Origin of the sequence: Brevibacterium sp. CS2, assembly GCF_005280295.1 — a bacterium.
Classification (GTDB): Bacteria; Actinomycetota; Actinomycetes; order Actinomycetales; family Brevibacteriaceae; genus Brevibacterium; species Brevibacterium pityocampae.
Genome location: NZ_CP040020.1, coordinates 728161 through 752451 on the forward strand (window position 1 = coordinate 728161; position 24291 = coordinate 752451).

General features: G+C 72.5%; 16 protein-coding genes. 2 read left to right on the forward strand and 14 right to left on the reverse strand.

Going from position 1 to position 24291, the window contains the following annotated elements:
• Positions 1-6 precede the first annotated feature (6 nt).
• From FDF13_RS03190 to FDF13_RS03235, 10 genes are all read right to left on the reverse strand, one after another.
• Positions 7-948, reverse strand: a complete 942-nt coding sequence (locus tag FDF13_RS03190) for a hypothetical protein (protein WP_137318421.1) — start codon at positions 946-948, stop codon at positions 7-9.
• A complete protein-coding gene (locus FDF13_RS03195) occupies positions 935-1966 on the reverse strand; it encodes a glycosyltransferase family 4 protein (protein ID WP_137318422.1) in 1032 nt (343 codons plus the stop codon). The genes FDF13_RS03190 and FDF13_RS03195 overlap by 14 nt, the downstream gene beginning before the upstream one ends.
• Positions 1963-2346, reverse strand: a complete 384-nt coding sequence (locus FDF13_RS03200; RefSeq protein ID WP_137318423.1) for a 6-carboxytetrahydropterin synthase — start codon at positions 2344-2346, stop codon at positions 1963-1965. The genes FDF13_RS03195 and FDF13_RS03200 overlap by 4 nt, the downstream gene beginning before the upstream one ends.
• 34 nt (positions 2347-2380) lie before the next feature.
• Positions 2381-3340: a zinc-binding alcohol dehydrogenase gene (locus FDF13_RS03205; protein WP_175406838.1), complete on the reverse strand. Its 960-nt coding sequence runs from the start codon at positions 3338-3340 to the stop codon at positions 2381-2383.
• A 395-nt stretch (positions 3341-3735) separates the two neighbouring features.
• Positions 3736-4473 carry an MOSC domain-containing protein gene (locus tag FDF13_RS03210; RefSeq protein ID WP_254668884.1) on the reverse strand — a complete coding sequence of 246 codons (738 nt, stop codon included), beginning with the start codon at positions 4471-4473 and terminating at the stop codon, positions 3736-3738.
• Positions 4461-5741, reverse strand: coding sequence for a pyridoxal-phosphate dependent enzyme (locus tag FDF13_RS03215; RefSeq protein ID WP_137318424.1), 1281 nt, complete (start codon positions 5739-5741; stop codon positions 4461-4463). Before FDF13_RS03215 ends, FDF13_RS03210 begins: the two co-directional genes overlap by 13 nt.
• Before the next feature lie 187 nt (positions 5742-5928).
• The gene (locus tag FDF13_RS03220) at positions 5929-6795 is read right to left on the reverse strand and encodes an IclR family transcriptional regulator (protein WP_137318425.1); all 867 of its coding nucleotides are present in this window, start codon (positions 6793-6795) and stop codon (positions 5929-5931) included.
• 92 nt (positions 6796-6887) lie between these two features.
• The gene (hutH, locus tag FDF13_RS03225; RefSeq protein ID WP_137318426.1) at positions 6888-8495 is read right to left on the reverse strand and encodes a histidine ammonia-lyase; all 1608 of its coding nucleotides are present in this window, start codon (positions 8493-8495) and stop codon (positions 6888-6890) included.
• The gene (gene hutI, locus FDF13_RS03230) at positions 8492-9706 is read right to left on the reverse strand and encodes an imidazolonepropionase (protein ID WP_137318427.1); all 1215 of its coding nucleotides are present in this window, start codon (positions 9704-9706) and stop codon (positions 8492-8494) included. Before hutI ends, hutH begins: the two co-directional genes overlap by 4 nt.
• 274 nt (positions 9707-9980) lie before the next feature.
• Positions 9981-13400 (reverse strand): Rib/alpha-like domain-containing protein, encoded by a 3420-nt coding sequence (locus FDF13_RS03235; RefSeq protein WP_137318428.1) that lies wholly within the window; start codon positions 13398-13400, stop codon positions 9981-9983.
• A gap of 228 nt (positions 13401-13628) precedes the next feature.
• Here FDF13_RS03235 and FDF13_RS03240 point away from each other — a divergent pair, with 228 nt between their 5' ends.
• Complete coding sequence (locus FDF13_RS03240; RefSeq protein WP_137318429.1) at positions 13629-15464, forward strand: carboxylesterase/lipase family protein; 1836 nt, start codon at positions 13629-13631, stop codon at positions 15462-15464.
• 236 nt (positions 15465-15700) lie between these two features.
• Here FDF13_RS03240 and FDF13_RS03245 read toward each other — a convergent pair whose 3' ends face one another.
• The 3 genes from FDF13_RS03245 to hutU all read right to left on the reverse strand — a co-directional run bounded on the left by FDF13_RS03245 (position 15701) and on the right by hutU (position 21067).
• On the reverse strand, positions 15701-17551 hold the full coding sequence (locus FDF13_RS03245; protein ID WP_254668885.1) for a long-chain-fatty-acid--CoA ligase: 1851 nt from the start codon (positions 17549-17551) through the stop codon (positions 15701-15703).
• Between the two features lie 88 nt (positions 17552-17639).
• Positions 17640-19043 (reverse strand): MFS transporter, encoded by a 1404-nt coding sequence (locus FDF13_RS03250; protein ID WP_175406839.1) that lies wholly within the window; start codon positions 19041-19043, stop codon positions 17640-17642.
• Positions 19044-19324: 281 nt separating this feature from the next.
• On the reverse strand, positions 19325-21067 hold the full coding sequence (gene hutU / locus FDF13_RS03255; protein ID WP_137318431.1) for a urocanate hydratase: 1743 nt from the start codon (positions 21065-21067) through the stop codon (positions 19325-19327).
• A gap of 255 nt (positions 21068-21322) precedes the next feature.
• Here hutU and hutG point away from each other — a divergent pair, with 255 nt between their 5' ends.
• A complete protein-coding gene (gene hutG, locus FDF13_RS03260; protein ID WP_137318432.1) occupies positions 21323-22342 on the forward strand; it encodes a formimidoylglutamase in 1020 nt (339 codons plus the stop codon).
• A 110-nt stretch (positions 22343-22452) separates the two neighbouring features.
• Here the strand turns inward: hutG and FDF13_RS03265 are convergent, their stop codons facing one another.
• Positions 22453-24291, reverse strand: coding sequence for a gamma-glutamyltransferase family protein (locus tag FDF13_RS03265; RefSeq protein WP_217494893.1), 1839 nt, complete (start codon positions 24289-24291; stop codon positions 22453-22455).

Genomic DNA, 24291 nt, shown 5'->3' on the forward strand with positions numbered 1-24291 from the left:
GGCTCCTCAGCCGCGGGCGTCGACGAGGACGTCGAGGTGCTCGACGGCAACGTGGAGATCCGTCCCGGCCTGCTCGAGCCTGTCGGCGAGCCAGGCGGCGGCGATCGGGCGCAGCTCCGGATCCTCTTCGATGACCGCGTCGGTGCGTTCGGAGAGGAAACGGGTGAGGAACTCGCGATCGCGCGGTCCCTGCAGGTTCCACGGGCTGGCTCCCGTGGTGACGCGGGCTCCGGCGCGGCGTGCGGCGGCTGCGAGCACGGCTCCGCCGGCGTCGCCGAGCCGGCCCTCGCGGGCCTGGTGCTCGGAGAAGGCGTGCTCGATGAGCGCGTCGCGCCGGTCGGGCGGATCGAGGGGCCAGTGCTCGGTGATGCTCAGCAGGAACAGCCCGAGGCCGGAGAACCGGGTGAGCGTGTCGACGACCGCCTCGACATCGGCCGGGGCGAGGACGTCGAGCACCGCGCTGCAGTTGATGAGCAGGCGGGCGGGGGCCGGCGGACCCGGCGCGTGCTCAGCGGCGGAGCCGTCGGAGTCGTGCGCGGCGGTGGTCCCGGGCAGGTGCTCGGCGGCGATGGCGGGCAGTTCGGTGATCGGGGCGGTCGCCGTGGTTGCGTCGGGCATCGAGCGGGAGGCGACCCGGAGCGATGCGGCGTCCGCGTCGAGGAGGATCCAGCGCAGCTCCCGCCCGGGCAGCCGGGGGCGCAGGGCGCGGTCGAACCAGCGGGCGGAGTTCCCGGTGCCGGCGCCGATGTCGATGACGATGAGCGGCTCCGCCTCCGCGGTGCCGGCGAGCGCCTCGACGGCCTGGTCGAGGAGGGCGAGCGAGTGCTCGCGGGCGGCGTCGTCGAAGGGGGCTCGCAGGTCGAGCCAGTCGTGGTCGGCGGCGGTCATCGGCGTCCTTCGCTCGGGGTCATGGTGGTGGGTGCGGGCGACGCGCTCATCGCAGGCCATGCACCAGGTCGAGGAGCTCAGCGGCGGCATCGTCCCAGGTCGGCAGGCCTGCGCGGCGCTGCAGCGCCTCCTGGCGGAGGGCCGCACGGTGGGCGGGGTCGGTGAGCCAGTCGCGCAGCGCGTCGGCCCAGGCGGCCGGTTCGGGAGGGAGCGCGCGGCCGGCGGCGAGTGCCTCCTCGGAGCCGGTGCCGGCGGTGACGAACGCGGGGATCCCGGCAGCGGCCGCCTCGCTCACGACCATCCCGAAGGCCTCGCGGCGCGAGGGCAGGAGGAGCAGGTCGGACGCATGGTAGAGCTCCGCGAGGGCGGGCTCGTCGAGCTCACCGGGCTGCGCGGCGCTGCCGTCGAGCAGTGCTGTGAGGGCCGTTCGCAGGCGCTCGCCGTAGGCGGGATCCGTCACGGGGCCTGCGAAGGTGGCGTGCCAGCCGGTGGTGCCGGATTCCGCCAGTGCACGGAGCGCCTCGGCGAGGAGGAGCTGGTTCTTGTTCTCCTCGATCGAGGCGACGCAGATGAGGTTCCCGCCGTCGCCTCCCGCGGCGACGGGTCGAGGTGCGGCCCCGGGTGGGATCGCATGCGCCTGCACCCCGTAGAGCTCGGCCAGCTCACGGGCGGCGAAGCGGCTCGTCGTGACCACGGCCGCGGCGGATTCGAGCGCGGCGCGCTCGCGGTCACGTGCCGTGGGGACGTGGCTGGGGTCATCACCGGGGTCGGTGCCGGGGCCGGTGGTGGCGCCGGTGGTGGGGGCGGCCCTGCCGAGCGGGGCGTGGACGAGCTGCACGATCGGGCCGGAGAGCGGCGTGGGCAGGCTGCAGCCGATGAGGCCGTCGAGGATCACCGGCCCGTCGAGCCCGCGGACGATCCCGGCGAGCACGGCGGTGTCCCCCGGGGTGGGCTCGGGCCAGGCGCCGGGCACGGTGTGCCGGAGGATCTGCGGCGCGGCCGCCTCGGCGATGGCCGCGTTGTAGCGCAGGCCGCCGCTCACGCGGCCGAGCGCAGGTTCGAGGAGGTGAACGGTCACGTGCGGCCGGGCACGGTGTAGGACACGCTGGCGCGGGGGTTCTCGACGATGCTCACGGTGATGCCGATGTCAGGCTGCTCGGCGAGGCCGGCGGCCAGGCGCTCGCCGATGTAGCGGGCGACGGCCTCGGTGGTGGAGAGGCGGCCGGCGAAGTCGGGATGGGTGTCGAGGTTCGCGTAGCGCAGGGGGGCGAGCGCCTCGTCGAGGAGCTGTGAGGCATGGCCGATGTCGAGGACGACGGAGTGGGGGTCGAGCTCGGCGCGGGTGAAGGTCGCGTCGACGGTGAGGGTCGCCCCGTGGACGCCCTGGGCGGGGCCGAAGAACTCGTCGGGCAGGCTGTGGGCGATCATCACGTGGTCGTTGACGGTGAGGCTGAACATCCGGGGTCCTCTCGGTGGGGGCGCAGGTCAGTGGTCAGTGCGGGATTCCGGGGGCGGCGTCGGAATCCGGGTCGGCACCGCCGGCCGGAGGCGCCTCCGGCTCCGGGGCGGTGTGGTCGATGACGTGACAGAGGGTCGCGGCGGCGAGCGCGGTGTCCCCGCTGATCTCCTCCATCACCTGCGGCAGCGCGTGCCACGGCGAGGTGCCGGTGAGGAGTGCGTCGAACCGCTCGTCGGCCAGGGCGGCGAGCGCGGCGCGCATCCGCTCCACCCGGGTGCGGCGCAGCCGGCGGCCGGCGGCGACCTGCCCGACCTGGCTCGCGACGATCGACAGCCGGCGGGCATGGAAGTCCGCGCCGAGCGGCACGGCCGGGCTGCGGGTGCCGTACCACGAGGCCTCGACCACCGTGCCGTCGTCGCCGGTGAGCGCGAGCGCCCGGGCGAGTCCCGCCTCGGAGCCGGAGGTGTGGATGACGATGTCGCAGTCGCCGCTCGCCTCGTCGGGGTGGACGGCGGTGAGGCCGAGCCCGGTGAGCAGGCAGCGACGCTCGGGGTTCGTCTCGACCACCTCGAGCCGGGCGAGCGGCATCTGCGCGGCGAGCAGCGCGGTGGCGGCGCCGATCATCCCGGCGCCGACGACCGCGACCCGGTCCGCGAGGCGCGGCGGCTCCTGCCACAGGATGTTGATGCCGGTCTCCGCCGCCCCGGCGAGCAGCGCACGCCGGTCGCTCACGCCGTCGGGGATCCGGTGGACGTCCTCGGCGGTGACGAGATGGTGGCTGTGGTGGGGCAGCAGTCCGAACACGCGCGCGCCGAGCCACTCCGCGGGACCCTCGTCGACGACTCCGACGGCGAGGTAGCCGTAGGACACGGGGAACGGGAAGTCGCCGAGCTGGTGCGGAGCACGCATGAGCGCGGCGACTGCGTCCGGAACGGAGCCGGTGTGGACGAGGGTCTCCGTGCCCTTCGAGATCGCCGAGGCGGTGGTCCGCACCCGCAGCCAGGCGGCGGAAGCATCGGTGGAGGCGGGGTCGGCGGCAGCAGTGCTCAGCGGGGTCGGGCACGTGGGGTTCGGGCACCTCGCGCCATGCGCCGCGATGCGCGGCCTCCGTCCAATACTGCCGAGCCATGCCCCTACTCTACGCCGCAGGGCGTCTTGCACCCTGCCGGGCGGCAGGGGCGCGCGGATCGCTGATGCGAGTGTTCCTGCAGAACACGATCGAATCCCACTCCCAGCGCCCGCTCACGAGCGATGTTCAGTTGTCATCTCGAGAAACACCTGCATCGGGGGCAGGGCGGCGATGCCGGCCGCCGTCGGGCGGCAGGGACGGCCCCGGAGTGGGCGGGGGGTCAGTCGCCGAGACGGGCGGCCCCGGAGTGGGCGGGGAATCAGTCGCCGAGGCGGGTGGAGTCGTCCTCGGCCGTGCCGGTGTGCAGCCGCCGGGTGAGCTGGGTGCGCCACTTCTCCGGGAGCTCGGGCGAGGCGAGGAGGCCTTCGATGCCCTCCCGGTCGGTCCGGTCGACGTTCATCACACGGTTGACCTCGGCGACGGACATCGAATCCGGCAGCCGCTCCTCCAGCACCATCGCATCCCCGGGACCCACCGCACCGGGTTCGAGGACGCGCAGGTAGTAGCCGCAGCGGCCGGTGGACTGCATGAGGCGCGGCAGTTCGCGATCGCCCCAGCGCGCGGACACCGTGGTGCAGGGCCGGCGCGGCTGGGTGACCTGGACGCGCGCGGTGCCGAGCGCGAAGACATCGCCGAGGTGCACCGCGTCCTCCGGCAGACCGGACACCGTGAGGTTCTCGAAGAAGCCGTCCTCCCCGATCGCGATCCCATCGGCGGCCCAGCGCGGGTAGTGCTCCGCCGGGTAGCAGCACACGGCCTTGTCGGGACCGCCGTGGACCTTCCGGTTTCCCTGCGCGTCGCCTCTCAGGCCCAGCGTCTCGAGCGCCACGGGACCCGGGTGCGGGGTCTTGCGGGCGCCGGTGGAGATCTCGCGGCCCGACCAGTGCTGGACGGTGACGGACCCGGTGCGCACCCGCTCGACGGTGCCGGTCAGCTGCGGGCTGACGCCGGGTTGAGGGCCGCCGGCCGGCTGTGGGTCACCGGTCAGTGGCGGCACGGCACCGCTCCTCCCATCCCTGCCGGGAGCGGATTCGCGCGGCGGCTCTCGGTGCTCAGCAGCAGCACGGTGGCATCGGCGGACAGCGGATGCTCGGCAGCCCAGGCGCGCACCCCGGCCAGGGTCGAGGCCCCGCAGGGCCCGGCGTCGACGCCGTGCGCCTCGAGGTCGCGGACGGCCTGCGCAGCCTGGGCGTCGTCGACGGTGACCGCGGCGTCGATGCCGGCGCGGAGCACCGGCCAGGCCGCGGCGGACGGGGTGCCGCAGTTGAGGCCGGCCATGATCGTCGCCCCGGTCGGCACGGCGGTGAGCTCACCGGCCGCGAGCGAGGCGATGAGGCCCGGCGCGGCGGTCGGCTCCACGCTGAGCACACTCGGCGCAGGCGCCTCCTCCGCTCGAGTGGTCACTTCGCTGCGGTTCTCCGCGGGATTCCGAAGGGAACTGACCTCTCGACGGGTGTCGGCAGCGGTCCCGCCTGAGAGCAGCCCACCGTCGGCGGTCCGGCAGCGGCGGACGACGGCCTCGGCGAAGGAGCCCACGCCCACCGGCATCGCCACGAGGTCGACCCGTTCGATCCCCTGTTCGGCGAGCTGCTGCTCGGCCTCGACCAGGAGCGTCGAATAGCCGTCGACGATCCACTGGGGGATCTCCTCGTAGCCCTCCCACGAGGTGTCCTGGATGAGCAGCCGCTCCTCACCGGCGGCCTCTCCGGCGTCGGTGTACTCGGCCGCGGCGGCGACGATCGCGTCATAGGGGGCGCTGAGCTCGTCGACGTCCGCACCCTCCTCTCGGATCCCGGCCTTCGCCTCGGCGGTGATGTCGGCCGGGAGGAAGATATGCGCGGGCAGCCCGAGCAGCCGGGCGGTGTGGGCGACGGCGCGGCCGTGGTTGCCGTCGGTGGCGGCGACGAGCTCGATGGGCGCCCGCTCGGCGAGCCGGGTGCGGAGCTCGTCCATCGGCAGAGCGGCCTCGGGTGAGCCGAGGCGGGCGGACAGCGCACGGCAGGCGGCGTAGGAGGCGCCGAGGATCTTGAACGCGGGCAGTCCGAAGCGGGCGGACTCCTCCTTGACGAGCACGCGCGCGATGCCGAGCTCGGTGGCGAGCGCGGGCACCTCGATCAGCCGGGTGGGGGCGTAGCCGGGGATCGAGCGGTGGAAGTCGATGACCTCCGGCGCGTGCTCGGTGCGCCAGGATCGGGCCTCCGGGTTCGCGTGGATCGTGGGTGCCGCGGCGGCGGATGCGGCGGGGGCGTTGGGGGGGTCTGTCACCGGGAGCTCCTCCTCGTCAGGGTCCCGCCACCCTATCGAAGACGAGGCGCGGGCTCAGGTCGGTCTCAGGGCCGCGGCGGCCGAGTTCTCACCGCACGGCCCGCCGGCTTTTCAGCGCCGCCCGCCGGCCTCAGCGCAGCTTGGCGAACTGAGCGCAGCCCGTCGGCCTCAGCGCAGCCCGCCGGCCTCAGCGCAGCTTGGAGGTGAGCCGGGCGGCGGCGTGGACGACATGCGGGGCGATGTCGCCGGCGATGTCGATCTCCGCGACCGAGGCGCCCCGGCCGTCTGTGCGCGCGCCACTGGACCCGCCCGGGCCCCCCGCTCCCCCGGTGTGCCGCGGTTCTCCGGTATCGCCCGCTCCCCCGGTATCCCCCGGCCTTCCGGGTTCCTCCGCGCGCACCGACAGACCGACGGCGGCGATCGGCCGGTCGAGGACGTCGAACACCGGGGCGGCGACGGTGGTGATCTCCGTACTGATCTCGCCGCGTTCCACCGCGTATCCGAGCTCCCGGGTGCGGCGCAGGAGCTCGTTGAGCTGCCGCAGCGAGGTGGGCCCGCGCCCGGTGCGGTTGACGAACGCGTCCTCGCCGCTGAGGAGGGCGAGGACCTCGCGTCCGGACAGCGCGGACATGATCGCCCGGCCGGTGGCGGTGAGGTAGGCGGGCATGCGCACCCCGGTCGCGGTGATGACCGCCGCGGAGCGCACCGCCTGCTCCTTGACGAGGTACACCGTCTCCCAGCCCCGGAGCACCGCGAGCTGGGCTGTCGCGCCGGTCTGCTCCGCGAGCTCGCGGACGATCGGCTGCGCCATCCGCTGCAGCGGGTTGGTCCGCATGTAGGCGCTGCCGAGCTCGGACACTCCGGCGCCGAGCAGGTAGCCGGTGGAGGACTTCGTGACGAGGCCGAGCTCCTCGAGCACGGCGAGCAGCTCGTAGACGCTCGAGCGCGGCAGTTCGAGGGCGCGCACGAGCGCCCCGGCGCTCACCGGCCGGTTGGACCCGGCCAGGTGGCGGAGGATCGCGACGGATCGTCGCAGGGCCGGCACCTCGGGCATGGGGCTCCTCGTCTCGTCGTCGGTTCGGCCCGCCGATCATCCCACCGGCAGGCCGGACCGGTCACCGGCCCCCGTCGGCCGGGCGGCTCGGTTCAGTCCGTCGGGACGGTCCGGCCGTCGAGCACCGTCCCGTCGATGTCCACCAGCGTATGCGTGAGCGAGGTCGCGGTCTCCGCGGCCGCGACGGCGCGCCCGTCGGCCACCCGCTCGATCGCCTCGGCGAGCTCCGGGGACAGGAAGCGGTCCGGTCCGGGGCCGGGCACCTCGTGGCGCAGCTCGGCGAGGAGGGCGCCGGTGACCGGGCCGGGCGCCTCGGCGCGGAGGTCGATCGCGCGGGCGGCGGTGTAGTACTCGATGCCGAGCACTCGGGCGAGGTTGACCACCGAGGTGCGGAGCTTGCGGGCGGCCGTCCACCCCATCGACACGTGGTCCTCCTGCATCGCCGAGGACGGGATCGAGTCGACGGAGGCCGGGGTCGCCTGCCGCTTCATCTCGCTGACGATCGCCGCCTGCGTGTAGTGGGCGATCATCAGCCCGGAGTCCACCCCGGCGTCCCCGGCGAGGAACGGCGGCAGGCCCTGGTTGCGGGCGGCGTCCATGAACCGGTCGGTGCGGCGCTCGGCGATCGATGCGACGTCGGCGGCGACGATCGCGAGGAAGTCGAGCGCGTGGGCGAGCGGGGCGCCGTGGAAGTTGCCGTTGGAGGACACGGTGCCGTCGGGCAGCACCACGGGGTTGTCGATCGCGGCGCGGAGCTCGCGGGCGGCGGTCTGCGCGGCGAAGGCCGCGGTGTCGCGGGCGGCCCCGGTGACCTGCGGGGAGCAGCGCAGCGAGTACGCGTCCTGCACGAGGTGGGTGGAGTCCTTGTGGCCGGCGACGATCCCGGAGTCCGCGAGCGCGGTGAGCATGTTCGCCGCGCTCGCCGCCTGCCCCGCGTGCGGGCGCAGCGGGGTGTGGAGGTCGGGCATGAACACCCGGTCGGTGCCGTACTGGGCCTCGACGCTCATCGCGGCGGTGAGGTCGGCGGCGGTGAGGAGGTTCTCGAGGTCGAACAGCGCGAGGATGAGCATCCCGAGCATGCCGTCGGTGCCGTTGACGAGGGCGAGGCCCTCCTTCTCCGCGAGCACGACGGGGGTGATGCCGGCGGCGGCGAGCGCCTCGGCGGCGGTGGTCCGGCGCTCCGTGCCGTCGGCGTCCCGCACCGTCACCGGGCCCTCGCCCATCGCGGCGAGTGCACACGCCGACAGCGGCGCGAGGTCGCCCGAGCAGCCGAGCGAGCCGTACTCGTGGACGACGGGGGTGATGCCGGCGTTGAGGATCGCGACGTAGGTGTCGAGCACCTCGGTGCGCACCCCGGTGCGCCCGGTGGCGAGCGTGCGGGCGCGCAGGAGCATGAGCGCTCGGACGACCTCGCGCTCCACCGGGTCGCCCACGCCTGCCGCGTGGGAGCGGATGAGGGATTTCTGGAGCTGGGTGCGCAGGGCGGCGGGGATGTGGCGCTGGGCGAGCGCGCCGAATCCGGTGGACACCCCGTAGACGGGGCGCGGGGCGTCGGCGAGCGCCTCGATCGCGCGGCGGGACTCCGCGACGGCCGCGCGCACCTGCTCGGGGACGCGGACCGGTGCGTCATGGCGGGCGACGGCGACGACCTGCGCGAAGGTCAGGCCGTCCGGGTCGAGGTCGACGGGATTCTGCGTCATCGGGTGGCCCTTTCAACTGAGTTCTTCACCGGGGAGCCGGCGATCCGCTCACCGGCGCGGTGCACCTCGGCGATGAGCTGCACGCCGGGCCGATAGGCGAGGTGGCGGTAGGACGGGGCGTCGAGGATGCTCAGGTCGGCCCGGGACCCGGGGGTGAGGCGGCCGACGTCGGTGCGTTCGAGGGCGGCCGCACCTCCGGCGGTGGCGGCCCAGACGGCCTGCTCGACGGTGAAGTGCATGTCGCGCACGGCGAGTGCGATGCAGAACGGGATGCTGCTCGTGAAGCACGAGCCGGGGTTGCAGTCGCTCGCGATCGCGAGCGTGACCCCGGCGGCGAGGTACCGGCGGGCGTCCGGGTAGGGCTGGCGGGTGGAGAACTCGACGCCGGGCAGCAGGGTGACGACGGTGCCCGCGGCGGCCAGCGCCGCGAGGTCCTCGTCCGAGGCGAAGGTCGCGTGGTCGGCCGAGGCGCACCGATGGGCGGCGGCGAGCTGCAGCGCCCCGCCGGCGGTGAGCTGGTTGGCGTGGAGCCGCGGGTGCATCCCGTGGGCGACGCCGGCGTCGAGGATGCGTGCGGTCTGCTCCTCGGTGAAGGCGCCCTCCTCGCAGAACACGTCGATCCACTTCGCGAGGCCGGCCGCGGCGGGGATGATCTCCTCGATCACGAGGTCGACGTAGCCGTCGGGGTCGTCGGCGAACTCGGGCGGGACGACGTGGGCGGCGAGCAGGGTCGCCTCGTCGGTGTGGCGGCGGATGATCTCGAGGCCGCGGATCTCGTCGGCGGTGGTGAGGCCGTAGCCGGTCTTGATCTCGAAGGTCGTGGTGCCGGAGCGCTCGGCCTGCTCCACGAGGTGGACGAGGTTGGCCTCGAGCTCGGCCTCGGAGGCGGCGCGGGTGGCGGCGACGGTGGTGCGGATGCCGCCGGCGGAGTAGGACTCGCCGGCCATCCGGGCGGCGAACTCCGCGGAGCGGTCACCGGCGAACACGAGGTGGTTGTGGCTGTCGACGAAGCCGGGGATCACGGCCCCTCCCGCCCGCACGGTCTCCTGCGCCCGAGCGCGCACCTCGGCGGGGAGCTCGGATTCGGGGCCGACCCAGGCGACGGTGCCGTCCTCGACGAGCAGGGCCGCGTCTTCGATGACGCCGAGGAGGTCGGGCGCCTCGGGATCGTTCGTCACGAGTTCCGGGATCGCGGTGATGAGCAGGGCCACGGGCGCCTCCTGTCGGGTCGACGGGTGCGGATCCTCCTCGATCCGCACATCTCAGTCTCGCGCACCCGCGCGGGGACGACAGTGCTTCCGCAGAACGGAATGTCCGAGATTTCGGAATTCGTTCGGCAGGGGCGGGAGGGATCCGGGCGCTGGGTGCCCGGCGCGCGGTTCACAGGGTCCACCGGGCCCGGCGGCCTAACGGACCGCGCCCGCGCCGACGTGGTGTCGGCGCGGGCGCGGTGTCGGGTCCGCCGGGTTTCCGGCGAGCCGGGTGTCAGCTGCGGCGGCGGGCGCGCAGGATCAGGCCCGCGCCGAGTCCGAGCAGGAGCACCGCGGCGGCGATCGTCGCAGCGACGTCGACTCCGGTGCGCGGCAGCGGACTGTCGTCCCGGTCACCCTGGTCCCGGTCACCCGGGTCCTGGTTCGGCGCCTCGTCGCCGTCGTCACCGGGCTTGGGGCCGGGCTCGTCCGAGGGGCCGTCGCCCGGGTTCGAGTCGTCGGAGCCGTTGTCGTCGTCACCGGGTCCGGTGCCGTTGTCACCGGGTTCGGTGACCGTGACGGTGACCTCGATGGTCTCGGAGGAGCCGTCCGGGTAGGTCACGACGACCGGGAAGGTGTGTTCGCCGGGCTCCACGTCGGTGCCCGGGGACACGGTCAGCGTGCCGTCCTCGTTCACCGTGACCCAGTCCGGCGTGTCGTCGCCGGGGGCGAACTCGGTGCCCTCGGGCAGCGGTGAGCCGTCCGGGTTCTCCGGGGTCGGGATGGTGATCGTCTCACCCTGCTCGACCTCACCGTTCTCGTAGACCGGATCGTTCGGGTTGTTCACGGTGACAGTGACGTCGACCGTCTCCTCGGAGCCGTCCGGGTAGGTCACCACGACCGGGAAGGTGTGGTCACCCGGGGTCACCGACTCATCCGGGGACACCGTGATCGTGCCGTCCTCGTTCACCGTGACCCAGTCCGGCGTGTCGTCGCCGGGGGCGAACTCGGTGCCCTCGGGCAGCGGTGAGCCGTCCGGGTTCTCCGGGGTCGGGATGGTGATCGTCTCGCCCTGGTCGACCTCGCCGTCCTCGTAGATCGGAGTGTTCGGGTTGTTGACGACCACGGTGACCTGGATCGTCTCGGAGGTTCCGTCCGGGTAGGTCACCACGACGGGGAAGGTGTGCCCGCCCGGGGTCACATCGGCGCCCGGGGACACAGTCAGCGTGCCGTCCTCATTCACCGTCACCCAGTCCGGCGTGTCGTCACCCGGGGCGTACTCAGAGCCTCCGGGCAGCGCGGAGCCGTCCGGGTTGGTCGGGGTCGGGATGGTGATCGTCTCGCCCTGATCGACGATGCCGGTCTCGTAGGCCGGATCGTTCGGGTTGTTGACGACCACGGTGACCTGGATCGTCTCCTCCGAGCCGTCCGGGTAGGTCACGACGATCGGGAAGGTGTGCCCGCCCGGGGTCACATCGGCACCCGGGGACACGGTCAACGTGCCGTCCTCATTCACCGTCACCCAGTCCGGCGTGTCGTCACCCGGGGCGAACTCGGAGCCCTCGGGCAGCGCGGATCCGTCCGGGTTGGACGGGGCCGGGATCGTGATCGTCTCGCCCTGATCGACGATGCCGGTCTCGAAAGCCGGATCGTTCGGGTTGTTGACGACCACCGTGACGTCGATCGTCTCGGAGGTTCCGTCCGGGTAGGTCACAACCACCGGGAAGGTGTGCCCGCCCGGGGTCACATTCGCGCCCGGGGACACGGTCAGCGTGCCGTCCTCGTTCACCGTCACCCAGTCCGGCACGTCCTCGCCGGGGGCGAACTCGGTGCCCTCGGGCAGCGCGGAGCCGTCCGGGTTCTCCGGGGTCGGGATGGTGATCGTCTCACCCTGATCGACGATGCCGGTCTCGTAGGCCGGATCGTTCGGGTTGTTGACGACCACCGTGACCTGGATCGTCTCCTCCGAGCCGTCCGGGTAGGTCACAACCACCGGGAAGGTGTGCCCGCCCGGGGTCACCTCCGTGCCCGGGGACACGGTCAGCGTGCCGTCCTCATTCACCGTCACCCAGTCCGGCACGTCGTCACCCGGAGCGAACTCCGAGCCCTCCGGCAGTGACGAGCCGTCCGGGTTCGTCGGCGCGGGGACGGTGACCGTCTCACCCTGATCGACCGTCTCGGTCTCGTAGGCCGGATCGTTCGGGTTCTCCACGGTGACCTTCGCCTCGACGTTCTCGGTCGAGCCGTCGGGGCGGGTGACGACGACGGGCACGGTGTACTCGCCCTCGGGGACGTCGTATCCGGGATTGACAGTGATGGTGCCGTCCTCGTTCACGGTCGCCCAGTCCGGGCCGCCCTCACCGGGGGCGAACTCCGTGCCCTCGGGCAGCGGCTCACCGCTCTGGTCGACGGGTACGGGGACGGTCTTCTCCTCGCCCTGCTGGACGGTGGTGTCCTCGTAGGTCGGCATCGGGAGCACGGTGATGGTGACCTCGACGGTCTTCGTGGTGCCGTCGCCGTAGGTCATCTCGACGGGGAAGGTGTAGTCGCCGGGGGCCGCGTCGCCGGGGACCTCGGCGGTGAGCACTCCGGTCTCGGCGTCGATCGCGATCTCGCCCCAGCCTTCGGGCGGGGTCGCGACGGCGGTGGTCGCATCCGGCTGAGTGCCCTGCGGGATGGCGTCCCCGGTGTTCTCGACGGTCACCGAGTCGCCCGGGCGCACGGTCTGCTTGTCCCACTGGGGCAGCGGCGCCTCGCACTGGAGGGTGGAGAAGTCCGCAGTCGCGGCCGACCACGAGTAGAGCTGGCCGCCCTCGGCGAAGTCATCTGCGAGGACCTCGCCGCGGAAGGTGACGGTGGCCCACGACTCGGCCGGCACCTCGTCAGCTTCGATGACGGCGTAGGTGAGGCCGTCCGCATCGGTCTCGTAGGTGATGGTGAAGTTGCTGGAGGGAGCCTGCGTGTAGCCCGGCGCCCACCAGCCGTTCCAGTTGCCCATGGTGGTGATGCGCGTGTCGACCTTCGCGTGCTTGTCCATCCGGAGGACGAGTCGGAAGTTCTCGATCGGCTCCTTGGTCGCCAGGCGCAGGCGGGAGTGCTGCATGATGTTGTTCGGCGAGGAGACGCCGATCTTGTTGCCCCAGCCGTCCATGGCGAGGGTGAGGTAACCGGCATCGGCGCTGGTGACCTGCACGCGACCGGAGGTGGTGAGGCTGTCCTCCGAATCGGCATCCGTGGCGGGGCGGGTGAGCATGTAGCCGTTGTCGAAGTGCGGACGCTGATCGTAGAAGTTGCGCGTGACCCGCGGAGTCGTCTGCGCGAAATTGCGGTCGACATCGGCGTAGACGCCGTCGGCCCGCATGGGGAAGCCCTGGGACTGGCCCATCATCGTCACGGCGCAGGACTGCTGGTTCGACTGGGTCTGGATGTTGAGGCTCTGGTTGATGTCGTCGGTGGGCCAGATGTCCATGTTCCCGGGACGCGGGACTCCGGCGTCGGCGTCGGCATAGAGCTTGTCGACCATATCGTTGCCGGCCGCACGGTACTCCGGCACACCGATCTGGGTCTGCCCGTCGGCGCTGACGGCGGCGGAGGCGGGGGCCATGAGGATGGTGGGCACGGCGCCGGGTGCCAGTGCGACCGCCAGTGCGAGTGAGATGCCGGCGGCTCCGCGACGGAGCGAGCGGCGAGGACGACGGTTGGACATGGAGGACATCGGAGTCCCTTCCTCTGGTGCGCGAAACGACCCGGGGCGCTCACCGCGCGTGGACGCGGAGGACGGTGGGGGAGGACTGCTGATTCCCCGGATATACACAAGGAGTGTACATGCACACTACTCATCGGTTCCTACCGAATGCCAGTTCTGATCATTATGGTCTGAACTGTTATGGATCGATGTGATCCCGGTCTCAGCCGCGAATGTTTCTCCTGGTAGCGTGCGAGCATGATCGAACCCGCCGATGCGTCGCGCACCTCTGCACCGCTCGTCACACCGCCTGCGGGCCCCGTCCGCGGCCGCGCCGCATCAGGGTGCTCGCAGTTCCTCGGCATCCCCTACGCGCTTCCGCCGGTCGGGGACCTGCGGTTCGCCGCGCCGCAGTCCGTGCCCCGGTGGGACGGGGTGCTCGACACCTCGGAGTTCGGCCCGCCGCCGCCGCGCTTCAGCACACTGGGGCCCGCCGCGGTCGCACCGCACCGGGACGGTGAGGACTGGCTGACCCTGAACATCTGGACGCCGGAGCTGCCGGGAGCGGAGTCGGCGGCAGAGGCGACCCCGGATGCAGAGGTGGCGGGCGCGGTCGCCTCGGAGGCCAGGGCGGAGGGCACCGCGTCAGGCAGAGCGGGTGCTTCGGCGACGGAAGCCGCGGGTGCCTCTGTGTCGAGAGCGGCGGGCGCCTCGGTTTCGAGAGCCGCGGGCGCCACTGCGGGTCCCGGCCTGCCGGTGCTCGTGTGGATCCACGGCGGCGCCTATGTCGACGGCTCCTCCGCCCACCCCGCCTACGAGGGCTCGCGTCTCGCCCGGGCCGGCGCGGTCGTCGTCACCCTCAACTACCGGCTGGGGATCGAGGGGTTCGCGCACTTCCCCGACGCCCCGGCGAACCGCGGCCTGCTCGACCAGGTCGCGGCACTCGAATGGGTGCGGGAGAACATCGCGGCGTTCGGCGGGGATCCGGCGCGCGTCACGGTGTTCGGCGAGTCCGCGGGCGCCGGGTCGATCCACATGCTCCTCACCATGCCCGCCGCGCGCGGCCTGTTCGCCCGCGCCGTCCTGCAGAGCCCGCCGGCCATGGTCCTCGACGCCGGCCTCGCCACCGAGGTGACCGCGGAGTTCGCCGGGCTCGCCGGGGTGGAGCCGACGGCTGCCGGATTCGCCGCGCTCTCACCGGCGGAGTGCACCGACCTCATGGCCCGGTTCGTGCGGGGGCAGACCCGCCACGCCGCACGCTGGGGGCTCGCGGTGACCTTCGCACCGCCGCTGTGCCCGGTCGTCGACGGTGAGGTGGTGCCCACGGATCCGTGGGAGGCGCTGCGCGCCGGCGCGGCCGCCGGGATCGAGGTGCTCATCGGGCAGACCACCGAGGAGTTCCGCTTCTTCACCGCCGGTTCGGCCCCCGCGTCCGAGGCGCGCGCCGCCCAGCGGGTCGCGCTCGTCGGACCGGCGGGTCGGGGCGAGGAGTACACCGCGCTGCTGGGCGGGGCAGGAGCGGAATCCGGCGCAGGTGCAGGTATCGGTGCGGGTCCGGGGGCGGGTTCAGGTGCGGGTGCGGGTGAGGGTGCGGGTGAGGGTGCGGCTGCCGAACCGACTGCGGACGCGAGCGCCGAACCGGGCGTGCCTACGGCGGAGGGCCCGTCCCCGGACACCCTTTTCGAGGCGGTGCAGACCGACCGCATGTTCACCGTGTCGACCCTCGATGCCGCCCAGGCCCATTCGGACTCCGGCGGTCGGACCTTCGTCTACGTGTTCGCCGCACGGCCCGACGGCGGGATCGGAGCGGCGCACGCCGCGGACATCGCGCCGCTGTTCGGGAACTTCGACGGCAGCTTCGCCGCCGTCACCCATCCGCGTCCGCACGACGGCGACCGGCACCTCGGCGCTGAGATGCGGCAGGCGTGGGTGCGCTTCGCCGCGAGCGGCGACCCGGGCTGGCCGGCCTGGGACAGCACCCACCCGGTGCGGGTCTTCGACTACACCTCGCGCACGGACACGCATCCCTTCATCGACCGCTGGCGCCTGTTCGCCGACGACCCGGCACGCCCCCTCGGGCTCCGCGAGGCCTGAACAGCGGCGCACCGGGTGCCGGTTGACGACTCGGCACCCGGCGCCCGGCACCCCCCCGAGGCCCGACTGCGCGGTATCCCGAACCGAGCGCGCAATTGCGCGTCGCTCTTCGGATACCGCGCAGTATGCGACTGCACCGGCAGCCGCAGTGCACACACCGGTCACACCTTGCGAATATTCGCGGATCCGCTCTCAGAAACCTTCAGATACTGCACTTCGGACGGGGACGACTGGACTCAGCCCTGGATGCGACTGGCGTGCCCGGACCAGGCGGCCTCGCGGAGCTCGAACTTCTGGATCTTGCCGGTCGAGGACTTCGCGAGAGCTTCGACGAACTCGACCTCGCGCGGCGTCTTGTACCGTGCGAGCAGCGAGCGCACGTGGTCGAGCAGCTCCCCGGCCCCGAGCTCCGCACCCGCACGCAGCACGACGTAGGCCTTGGGCCGCTCGCCCCACTTCTCGTCGGGCACGCCGATCACCGCGGCCTCGAGCACGGCTTCGTGTGCGACGATCGCCTGCTCGACCTCGACGGTGGAGATGTTCTCCCCGCCGGACACGATGATGTCCTTCGCCCGGTCGCGCAGCTCGATGTACCCGTCCAGGTGCATGACCCCGAGGTCCCCGGAGTGGAACCAGCCGCCGGCGAACGCCTTCGCGGTCGCCTCGGGATTGCGGAAGTAGCCCTTCATGACGTTGTTGCCGCGCATGACGATCTCCCCGATCGTCCGCCCGTCGGCCGGCACGTCGATGAGCTCGTCCCCGCCGCCCACCGCGACCACGCGGATCGGGTCGGTGTGGAGCATCCCCACACCCTGCCGCGACTGCACGCGCGCCCGGGACCGCCGATCGTAGCCGTCCCACTCGTCCTGCCATTCGCACACGGTGTGCGGACCGTAGGTCTCGGTCAGGCCGTACACGTGGACGATCCGGAAGCCGAGCTCCTCGAGCTGCCAGATGATCGTCGGGCTCGGGGGCGCGCCGGCCACCGTGGCGACGATCGTGCGGTCGAGCGGGTGCGCCTCGGGGGCGTTGACGAGCGTCGTCATCACCGTCGGCGCCCCGTTGAGGTGGGTGACGCCCTCGCGGTCGATGAGCCCCCAGATCACCTCGGCGCGGACCTCGCGCAGGCACACCTGGGTGCCCCCGGCGGCCGCCACCGCCCAGCCCGTGCACCAGCCGTTGCAGTGGAACATCGGCAGCGTCCACAGGTACACGCTCGCGTGGTCGTGGCGGGAGTGGATGATCTCGCTCATCGCGTTGAGGTAGGCACCGCGGTGGGTGTACATCACGCCCTTGGGCTGCCCGGTGGTGCCCGAGGTGTAGTTGATCGACAACGTCGCGTTCTCGTCGGCCACCGTCCACGGCAGGTCCGCGGTGTGCGCGTCCGCGCCGGCGAGGAACTCGGCGAGGGAGACGGTCGCCGGGTGGGCGAGCGCCTCGGCCGCGGCATCCGTGCCCGAGGTGCGGGCCGGCCCGGCATCCGTGCCCGAGGTGCCCGTTGCGGCGCCCCCCGCCTCACCTGCCGCGCCTTCGGCCTTCGCATCCGCAGCGGCGCCCGCCGCGAGCAGCGGGTCCTCGGCGACGACGATCCGCTCGACGGTCCCGAGGACGTCGGCCACCGGGGCGACGGTGGACCACAGCTCGGCGTCGACGACGAGCAGCCGCGCCTGGCTGTGGTCGCAGATGTAGCGGACCTCCTCGGCGGCGAGTCGCGTGTTGATCGACACGAGCACGGCCCCGGCCAGCGGCACCGCGAACTGCGCGATGAGCATCTCCGGCAGGTTCGGCACGAGATAGGCGACCCGGTCGCCGGGCTCGACACCGGCGGCGCGCAGGGCGTGCGCCCGCTGCTCGACGGCCGCGGCGAACTCCTCATAGTTCAACGATTCTGGACCGTAGACGAGTGCGCGCTTGCGCGGGAAGACGTCGGCGGAGCGGCGCAGGAAGGACAGCGGGGTGAGCTCGGTGTTCCACACCTGGCCCGCGGACTCGACCCGGGCGCTCCTCCCGGTCGCGTCCCCCGGTTCGGCTACGGACACGTCCGCGGTTTCCACCGGGTTCACATCCAACTGCTCGGCTGCTGCCACGCGTTCTGCTCCTTCCACACGTTCTGCGCTGTCCCCAGTCTTCGGCGCGGTCTCTCCCATCGTCTTTCCCATCCCGTGGACCCTCGGCTCAGCGGACGATCGTCAGGTCGATGGCGCGGCGCTCGGGCAGGCGGGTGACCGCCCACAGGGCGAGTGCGGCGGCGAACAGGATGAACGCATTGGCCGCCCACGGCACGCCCTGGGACACGGCGAGCTGGTTGACGTAGGGCGTGGTGCCGCCGAACACCGCGGTGGCGAGCGAGTAGGCCAGGCCGATGCTCGCGGTGCGCGCATGGGTGGGGAAGGTCTCGGCCATGACGCAGGCGAGGAGACTCGCACCGGCGGACAGCACGAACAGGCCGATCGAGGTCGCGACGAACAGGGTCCACGGGCGGTCGTCGATGAAGGCCATGAGCGGGAACTGGGTGACGATGACGCCGATCGCGAAGAACAGCAGCACCGGCCGGCGGCCCACCCGGTCGGACACCGCACCCCAGAACGGGAGGGCGGCCAGGCCGACGACGAGCGCGGCGACGAGCGACCAGTAGGCGCCGGACGGGTCCATGCCCTCCTGGCTGATCGCGTAGGTCGAGACGTAGGAGGTCCACGTGTAGTTGCTCGCCGCGACGCCGGAGACGAGGAAGAAGATCAGCACGATCGACAGCGGACGGCTGAGCGGGGCGAGGGTCTTCTCCGTGAATGACTCGACGCCGAGGCCGGCGTGGAGCGCGGCGCTCCCGGTGCGGGTGGCGGCCGGGTCCTCGACGGCGGGGGTGGCCTCGTCGGCCTGGAACACCTGCGACTCGACCATGCCGACGCGCAGCCACAGGGCGACGACCGCGAGCACTGCGCCGAGCAGGAACGGGATGCGCCAGCCCCAGGACTGGACGTCGGGCTCGGAGAGGGTGCCGGTGATGATGCCGCCGATGACGAACGCGATGATCGCGCCGCCGAAGATCGTCATGAACACCGTCGAGCCCCAGAGCCCGCGGCGGTGGGCCGGGGCGATCTCCGCGATGTAGGAGTTCGCGGTCGCGGACTCGCCTCCGTGGGCGAAGCCCTGGACCACGCGGGCGAGCAGCAGGAGCGCGGAGGCGAGGATGCCGATCGATTCGAAGGTCGGGAGCAGGCCGATCATCACCGAGCCGCCGGCCATCATGAGCATGGTGGTGACGAGGACGAAGCGGCGGCCGCGCTTGTCGGCGATCCTCCCGAACACGACGCCGCCGAGCGGCCGGAACAGGAAGCCGATCGCGAACACCCCGAAGGTCGAGAGCAGCGCGGAGACCTGATTCTGCGGATTGAACAGGGCGCCGGCGATGAACGGGGCGAACACCGCGTACGCACTCCACTCGTACCACTCGAGGAGCTGGCCGGTGACGGACGCGAGCATCGAGCGCCGCTGCTTCTTGATGTCGATGGCAGGGGTGGCAGGGGCGCGGCCGGGGCCGCTCGACGCACCGGTGGCGGTGACTCGGGAATCTGCTGTCATGGGCAGACCTTCACAGGGGCTGATGGCGATGCCGTGGCTACGGGACGTTCAGCGTCATGAACCGGTCATCCGGCGTCACATTCGGTCGCGGGGCGTCACAGAGTGCCGTCACACGCAGTGGCACCGAGAACCGAACTGCGCGGTATCCCAAGCCGAACGCATCATTGCGCGTCTGGTTCGGGATACCGCGCAGTTCGCGGGTACCGAACCTCGGGACCAGAGTCACAGGAGCCTCATGACGTCATGGTCTCAGCCCTTCACGACCTCAGCCCCTCTTATTCTCAGCCCTGGGCGGACTCCTCGTCGCGGCGGTCGAGCTCCTCGACCATGGGGACGCGGATGCCGCGCTCGCCGGCGACCTCGGCGGCGCGCTCGTAGCCGGCGTCGACGTGGCGCAGCACGCCCATGCTGGGGTCGTTGGTGAGCAGGCGCGCGAGCTTCTGCGCGGCGAGCTCGGTGCCGTCGGCCACGGACACCTGGCCGGCGTGGATCGAACGGCCCATGCCCACGCCTCCGCCGTGGTGGATCGACACCCAGGTCGCACCCGAGGAGGTGTTGACGAGGGCGTTGAGCAGCGGCCAGTCGGCGACCGCGTCGGTGCCGTCGCGCATCCCCTCGGTCTCCCGGTAGGGGCTGGCGACGGAGCCGGAGTCCAGGTGGTCGCGGCCGATGACGATGGGTGCCGACACCTTGCCCTCGGCGACGAGCCGGTTGAAGAGGAGGCCGGCCTGGTGGCGCTCCTTGTAGCCGAGCCAGCAGATGCGTGCCGGCAGGCCCTCGAACTCGACGAATTCGGCAGCCGCGTCGAGCCAGGTGCGGAGCGACTCGTTCTCCGGGAACAACTCCTTGAGCGCGGCGTCGGTGACCTCGATGTCCTTGGGGTCGCCGGACAGCGCGACCCAGCGGAACGGACCCATGCCCTCGCAGAACAGCGGTCGGATGTAGGCCGGGACGAAGCCGGGGAACTCGAAGGCGCGCTCGTAGCCGGCCTTGCGGGCCTCGTCGCGGATCGAGTTGCCGTAGTCGAACACCTCGACCCCGCGGTCCTGGAAGCCGACCATCGCAGCGACGTGCTTGGCCATCGACTCCTCGGCGCGCAGGGTGAACTTCTCCGCGTCCTCGTCCGCCTCCGTCTGCCAGTCCTCGAGGGCCACGCCCAGAGGCAGGTAGGACAGCGGGTCGTGGGCCGAGGTCTGGTCGGTGACGATGTCGACCTCGGCGGCCTCGGGACGGTCGAGGAGCGCCGGGAGGATCTCCGCGGCGTTGCCGACGAGCCCGACGGACAGCGACTGCCGGTTCCTCTTCGCCTCGATGACCTGCGCGAGGGCGGTGTCGAGGTCGGTGACGACCTCGTCGAGGTAGCGCTTGGACTTCCGGCGCTCGAGCCGGGTGCGGTCGACGTCGATGATGAGGCAGGCACCGCCGTTGAGGGTGACGGACAGCGGCTGCGCGCCGCCCATGCCGCCGCAGCCGGCGGTCACGGTGAGGGTGCCGGCCAGGGTGCCGTCGAAGCTCTTCCGGGCGATCGCGGCGAATGTCTCGTAGGTGCCCTGGAGGATGCCCTGGGTGGCGATGTAGATCCACGAGCCGGCGGTCATCTGGCCGTACATCATGAGGCCCTCGGCCTCGAGCTCGCGGAAGTGCTCCCAGTTCGCCCAGTCGCCCACGAGGTTGGAGTTGGCGATGAGCACGCGCGGGGCCCATTCGTGAGTGCGGAGCACGCCGACGGGCTTGCCGGACTGGACGAGGAGGGTCTCGTCGGCCTCGAGGTCGTCGAGGGTGCGGACGATCGCGTCGTAGGCCTCCCAGGAGCGGGCGGCGCGGCCGGTGCCGCCGTAGACCACGAGGTCCTCGGGGCGCTCGGCGACCTCGGGGTCGAGGTTGTTCATGAGCATCCGCTTGGCGGCCTCGGTCTGCCACGACTTCGCGGTGAAGTCGGTGCCGCGGGGGGCGCGGATGGTGCGGCTGGGGTCGTGGCGGGTGAAGCCCGGCTTCTGGTCGGGGCTGCTGGGGGTGATCGTCATGGCGTCTCCCTCGGGGCGGGCCGGATCGGGCGGGTGGTCAGGTGGACGCCGGAGTGGCACCACGGGCGGGGCCGGGCGGGCGCGTCCTCGGGACCGGCTGATGCTCCCCATTCTTGGCGCGCGCGAGGCCCGCGACCAGGCCCGAACCTCCCAATCCGTCCGAGATCTCGGACGCACGCCGTCGCCGAGGTGTGCCGCGCACGCGCTCGCTCTCCTAGCCTGGTTGGGACCCCGCAGAACCCCGAGGAGCAGAGCATGAATCGCACGCACACGTGGACCGGCCGCGCGGACGGTCCGGGAGACGAGCATCGCCGCTTCTGGCAGATCGTCGAACCCGCCGAGGCGCCCGCCGCCCCGGGAGACCGGGCCACCGCCGATCCCTCCCGGCCCGGTGGGCCCGCCGCCGAGGCGCCCGCCGCCGATGCCGTGATCCTCGGGTTCGCGAGTGACGAGGGGGTGCGCCGCAACCACGGCCGCCAGGGTGCGGCCGCAGGGCCCGAGGCGATCCGCGCAGCACTAGGCTCCCTCGCGGTGCACTCCCCGCTGCGAGTGGTCGATGCCGGGGACGTCGTCGTCGCCGGCGAGGACCTCGAGTCCGGGCAGGCGGACCTCGCCCGGCAGATCGCCGAACTGCGGCGCTCCCCCGGGCTGTCCGGAGCGCTGACCGCGGTGCTCGGCGGTGGGCACGAGACCGCGTGGGGCAGCTACCTGGGGCTCGCCGAGGAGTGTGCGGACCGGCGCCTGGGCATCCTCAACCTCGATGCCCACTTCGACCTGCGGCAGGCGGAGAGGCCCACCTCGGGCACGCCGTTCCGGCAGATCGCGGCGGACCGGGCCGCGCGCGGGACGGACTTCGACTACACGGTGATCGGGATCAGCGAGGCGAACAACACCACCGCGCTGTTCGACACCGCCCGCGAGCTCGGTGTGACCTGGCTGAGCGACGTCGACTCCCAGGACGTCGCGCGGGCGGTCCGCTGGGTCGAGGAGTTCGCGGCCGGGGTCGACGACCTCTATCTGACGATCGATCTCGACGTCCTGCCGGCGGCGGTGGCGCCGGGCGTGAGCGCACCGGCCGGACTCGGGGTGCCCACCGCGGTGATCCTCGCGGCGTGCGGTGCCGCGGCGGCGAGCGGGAAGCTGCGGCACTTCGACATCGTCGAGCTCAACCCGCGCTACGACGTCGACGGCCGCACCGCCCGCACCGCGGCCCGACTCGTCCACGAGATCCTCACCCGCGCCGCGGCTGCGCGGTCGGGCGGCTCGACGGTCTGAGCGTCCGGCTCCGGCCGGCAGCAGACGTCAGACAGCGAACCACTGACTGCAGGAACACGACACCGGTCACGTCGGCAATCGTCTGATCTCGCCGGTCCGGCCGCGCCGACTCAACGGCCGGCGGCGTACCCCTGCATGCCGCGCGGGTTCGCAGCCGCCCGGAGCACACCGGTGGCCGGATCGCGGATCACGCACGACAGGCGGCCGAGCGCCCAGTCGCCGGCCCGGATCACACGGTGGCCGCGCCGCTCGAGCCCGGCGATGACGTCCTCGCCCAGCCGGTCCTCGACCACCGCGCCCGCCGGCTCCCAGGTGCGCGGGTAGAACGAGCCGGGCATCGCGGTGGTGTGGAGCGCCAGGGCGTCGATCGCGGCCTGCGGGTCGAGCTCGCCGACGAGCAGCCGGAGGAGCAGGAGCAGCTGCCACTGGTCCTGCTGGTCACCACCCGGGGTGCCGAGCGCCATCACCGGTTCCCCGTCGCGGAGCACGAGGGTCGGCGAGAGCGTGGTGCGCGGCCGCGTTCCCGGTTCCAGGCGGGACGGCGAGTTCTGGTCGAGCCACATCATCTGCAGCCGCGTGCCGAGGCAGAACCCCAGGCCGGGCACGGCGGGCGAGGACTGGAGCCACCCGCCCGAGGGCGTCGCGCTCACCATGTTCCCCCACCGGTCGACGACGTCGATGTGGCACGTGTCGCCGCGGACAGCTGCGCGCTCCTCGGGCGTGGGGTCCGCGGGCTTCGGCACCGTCGGCTCCCCGATCCCGAGGCCTCCTGCGGCACCGAACTCCGCCTCGGTTCGCAGGGGCGGCGACACGGGGTCGACACCGGGGATGGTGCCGGGCCGGAACTCGTGGGAGGCGTTCTCGCCGATGAGCGCGCGGCGCTCGGCGGCGTACTCCGGGCGCAGCAGCACGGCGAGCGCCTCCGGGGTCAGTGCGGTCGCGGACCCGCTGTCCCCGTAGTAGGTGTCGCGGTCGGCGAGGGCGAGCTTGAGCGCCTCGAGCACGGTGTGCGCACCGAGCTCGGTGCCAGGATCGAGGTGCGCTTCGTTGAAGCCGTCGAGGATCGCGAGCGCCTGGAGGAGCACCGGACCCTGGCCCCACGGCCCGGTCTTGGCGATCGTGTATCCGCGGAAATCCAGGGTGAGCGCGTCCTCGAAGCCGGCGGTCCAGTCGGCCATATCGGCCGCGGTGAGGACCCCGGCGTGCAGGCCGCCGTCGGAATGGCGATGCGGGGTGCGGATGAAATCGGCGATGCTGCGCGCGACCCGACCGGTGCGCCATTCCCGCCGGGCGGCGGCGATCCGCTCCTCTCGGGTGGGTTCTCCGTCCCCGGTCGCGACGAGCTCTCGGAGCACCTGCGCGTACTCCGGGTTGCGGATGAGCGACCCGGGCTCGGGCGCCCGCCCGTTCTCCAGCCACAGGTCCGCGGAGCTCGGCCAGTCGGTCCGGAACAGCGCGCTCGCGCTGTCGATCGTCTCAGCGACGCGGGCGAGCACGGGATGTCCCCGCTCGGCGTAGTCGATCGCGAAGGCGAGGACATCGGTGAGCTCCCAGGTGCCGTGCTCCTGGAGGAGCAGGAGCCAGGCGTCGACCGCACCGGGCACGGCGGCGGCCAGCGCCCCGGCACCGGGCACCGCGTCGAGCCCTTCGGCCCGGAAGTGCTCGATCGTCGCCCCGGCCGGAGCGGGCCCCTGGCCCATGAGGACGACTGGACGGTCCGGCTCCTGAGCAGTGACGAACACCCCGGTCATGTCGCCGCCGGGCCCGTTGAGGTGCGGCTCGACGACGTGGAGGACGAAGGCCCCGACGACGGCCGCGTCGAAGGCATTGCCGCCGAGCTCGAGCACCGCCTGGGCGGAGCCGGTCGCCAGCCAGTGCGTCGAGGCTGTCATCCCGAAGGTGCCTTCGAGAGTCGGGCGGGTCGTGGTGGTCTCGCTGCGGAAGGTCAT

Bases quoted from the DNA above. Each gene is read 5' to 3' on its own strand.
- FDF13_RS03190 (WP_137318421.1), bottom strand. From the start codon at position 948: ATGGCCTGCGATGAGCGCGTCGCCCGCACCCACCACCATGACCCCGAG.
- FDF13_RS03200 (WP_137318423.1), bottom strand. From the start codon at position 2,346: ATGTTCAGCCTCACCGTCAACGACCACGTGATGATCGCCCACAGCCTG.
- FDF13_RS03220 (WP_137318425.1), bottom strand. From the start codon at position 6,795: ATGCCCGAGGTGCCGGCCCTGCGACGATCCGTCGCGATCCTCCGCCAC.
- hutH (WP_137318426.1), bottom strand. From the start codon at position 8,495: ATGACGCAGAATCCCGTCGACCTCGACCCGGACGGCCTGACCTTCGCG.
- FDF13_RS03235 (WP_137318428.1), bottom strand. From the start codon at position 13,400: ATGTCCTCCATGTCCAACCGTCGTCCTCGCCGCTCGCTCCGTCGCGGA.
- FDF13_RS03240 (WP_137318429.1), top strand. From the start codon at position 13,629: ATGATCGAACCCGCCGATGCGTCGCGCACCTCTGCACCGCTCGTCACA.
- FDF13_RS03250 (WP_175406839.1), bottom strand. From the start codon at position 19,043: ATGACAGCAGATTCCCGAGTCACCGCCACCGGTGCGTCGAGCGGCCCC.
- hutU (WP_137318431.1), bottom strand. From the start codon at position 21,067: ATGACGATCACCCCCAGCAGCCCCGACCAGAAGCCGGGCTTCACCCGC.
- hutG (WP_137318432.1), top strand. From the start codon at position 21,323: ATGAATCGCACGCACACGTGGACCGGCCGCGCGGACGGTCCGGGAGAC.
- FDF13_RS03265 (WP_217494893.1), bottom strand. From the start codon at position 24,291: ATGACCTTCCGCAGCGAGACCACCACGACCCGCCCGACTCTCGAAGGC.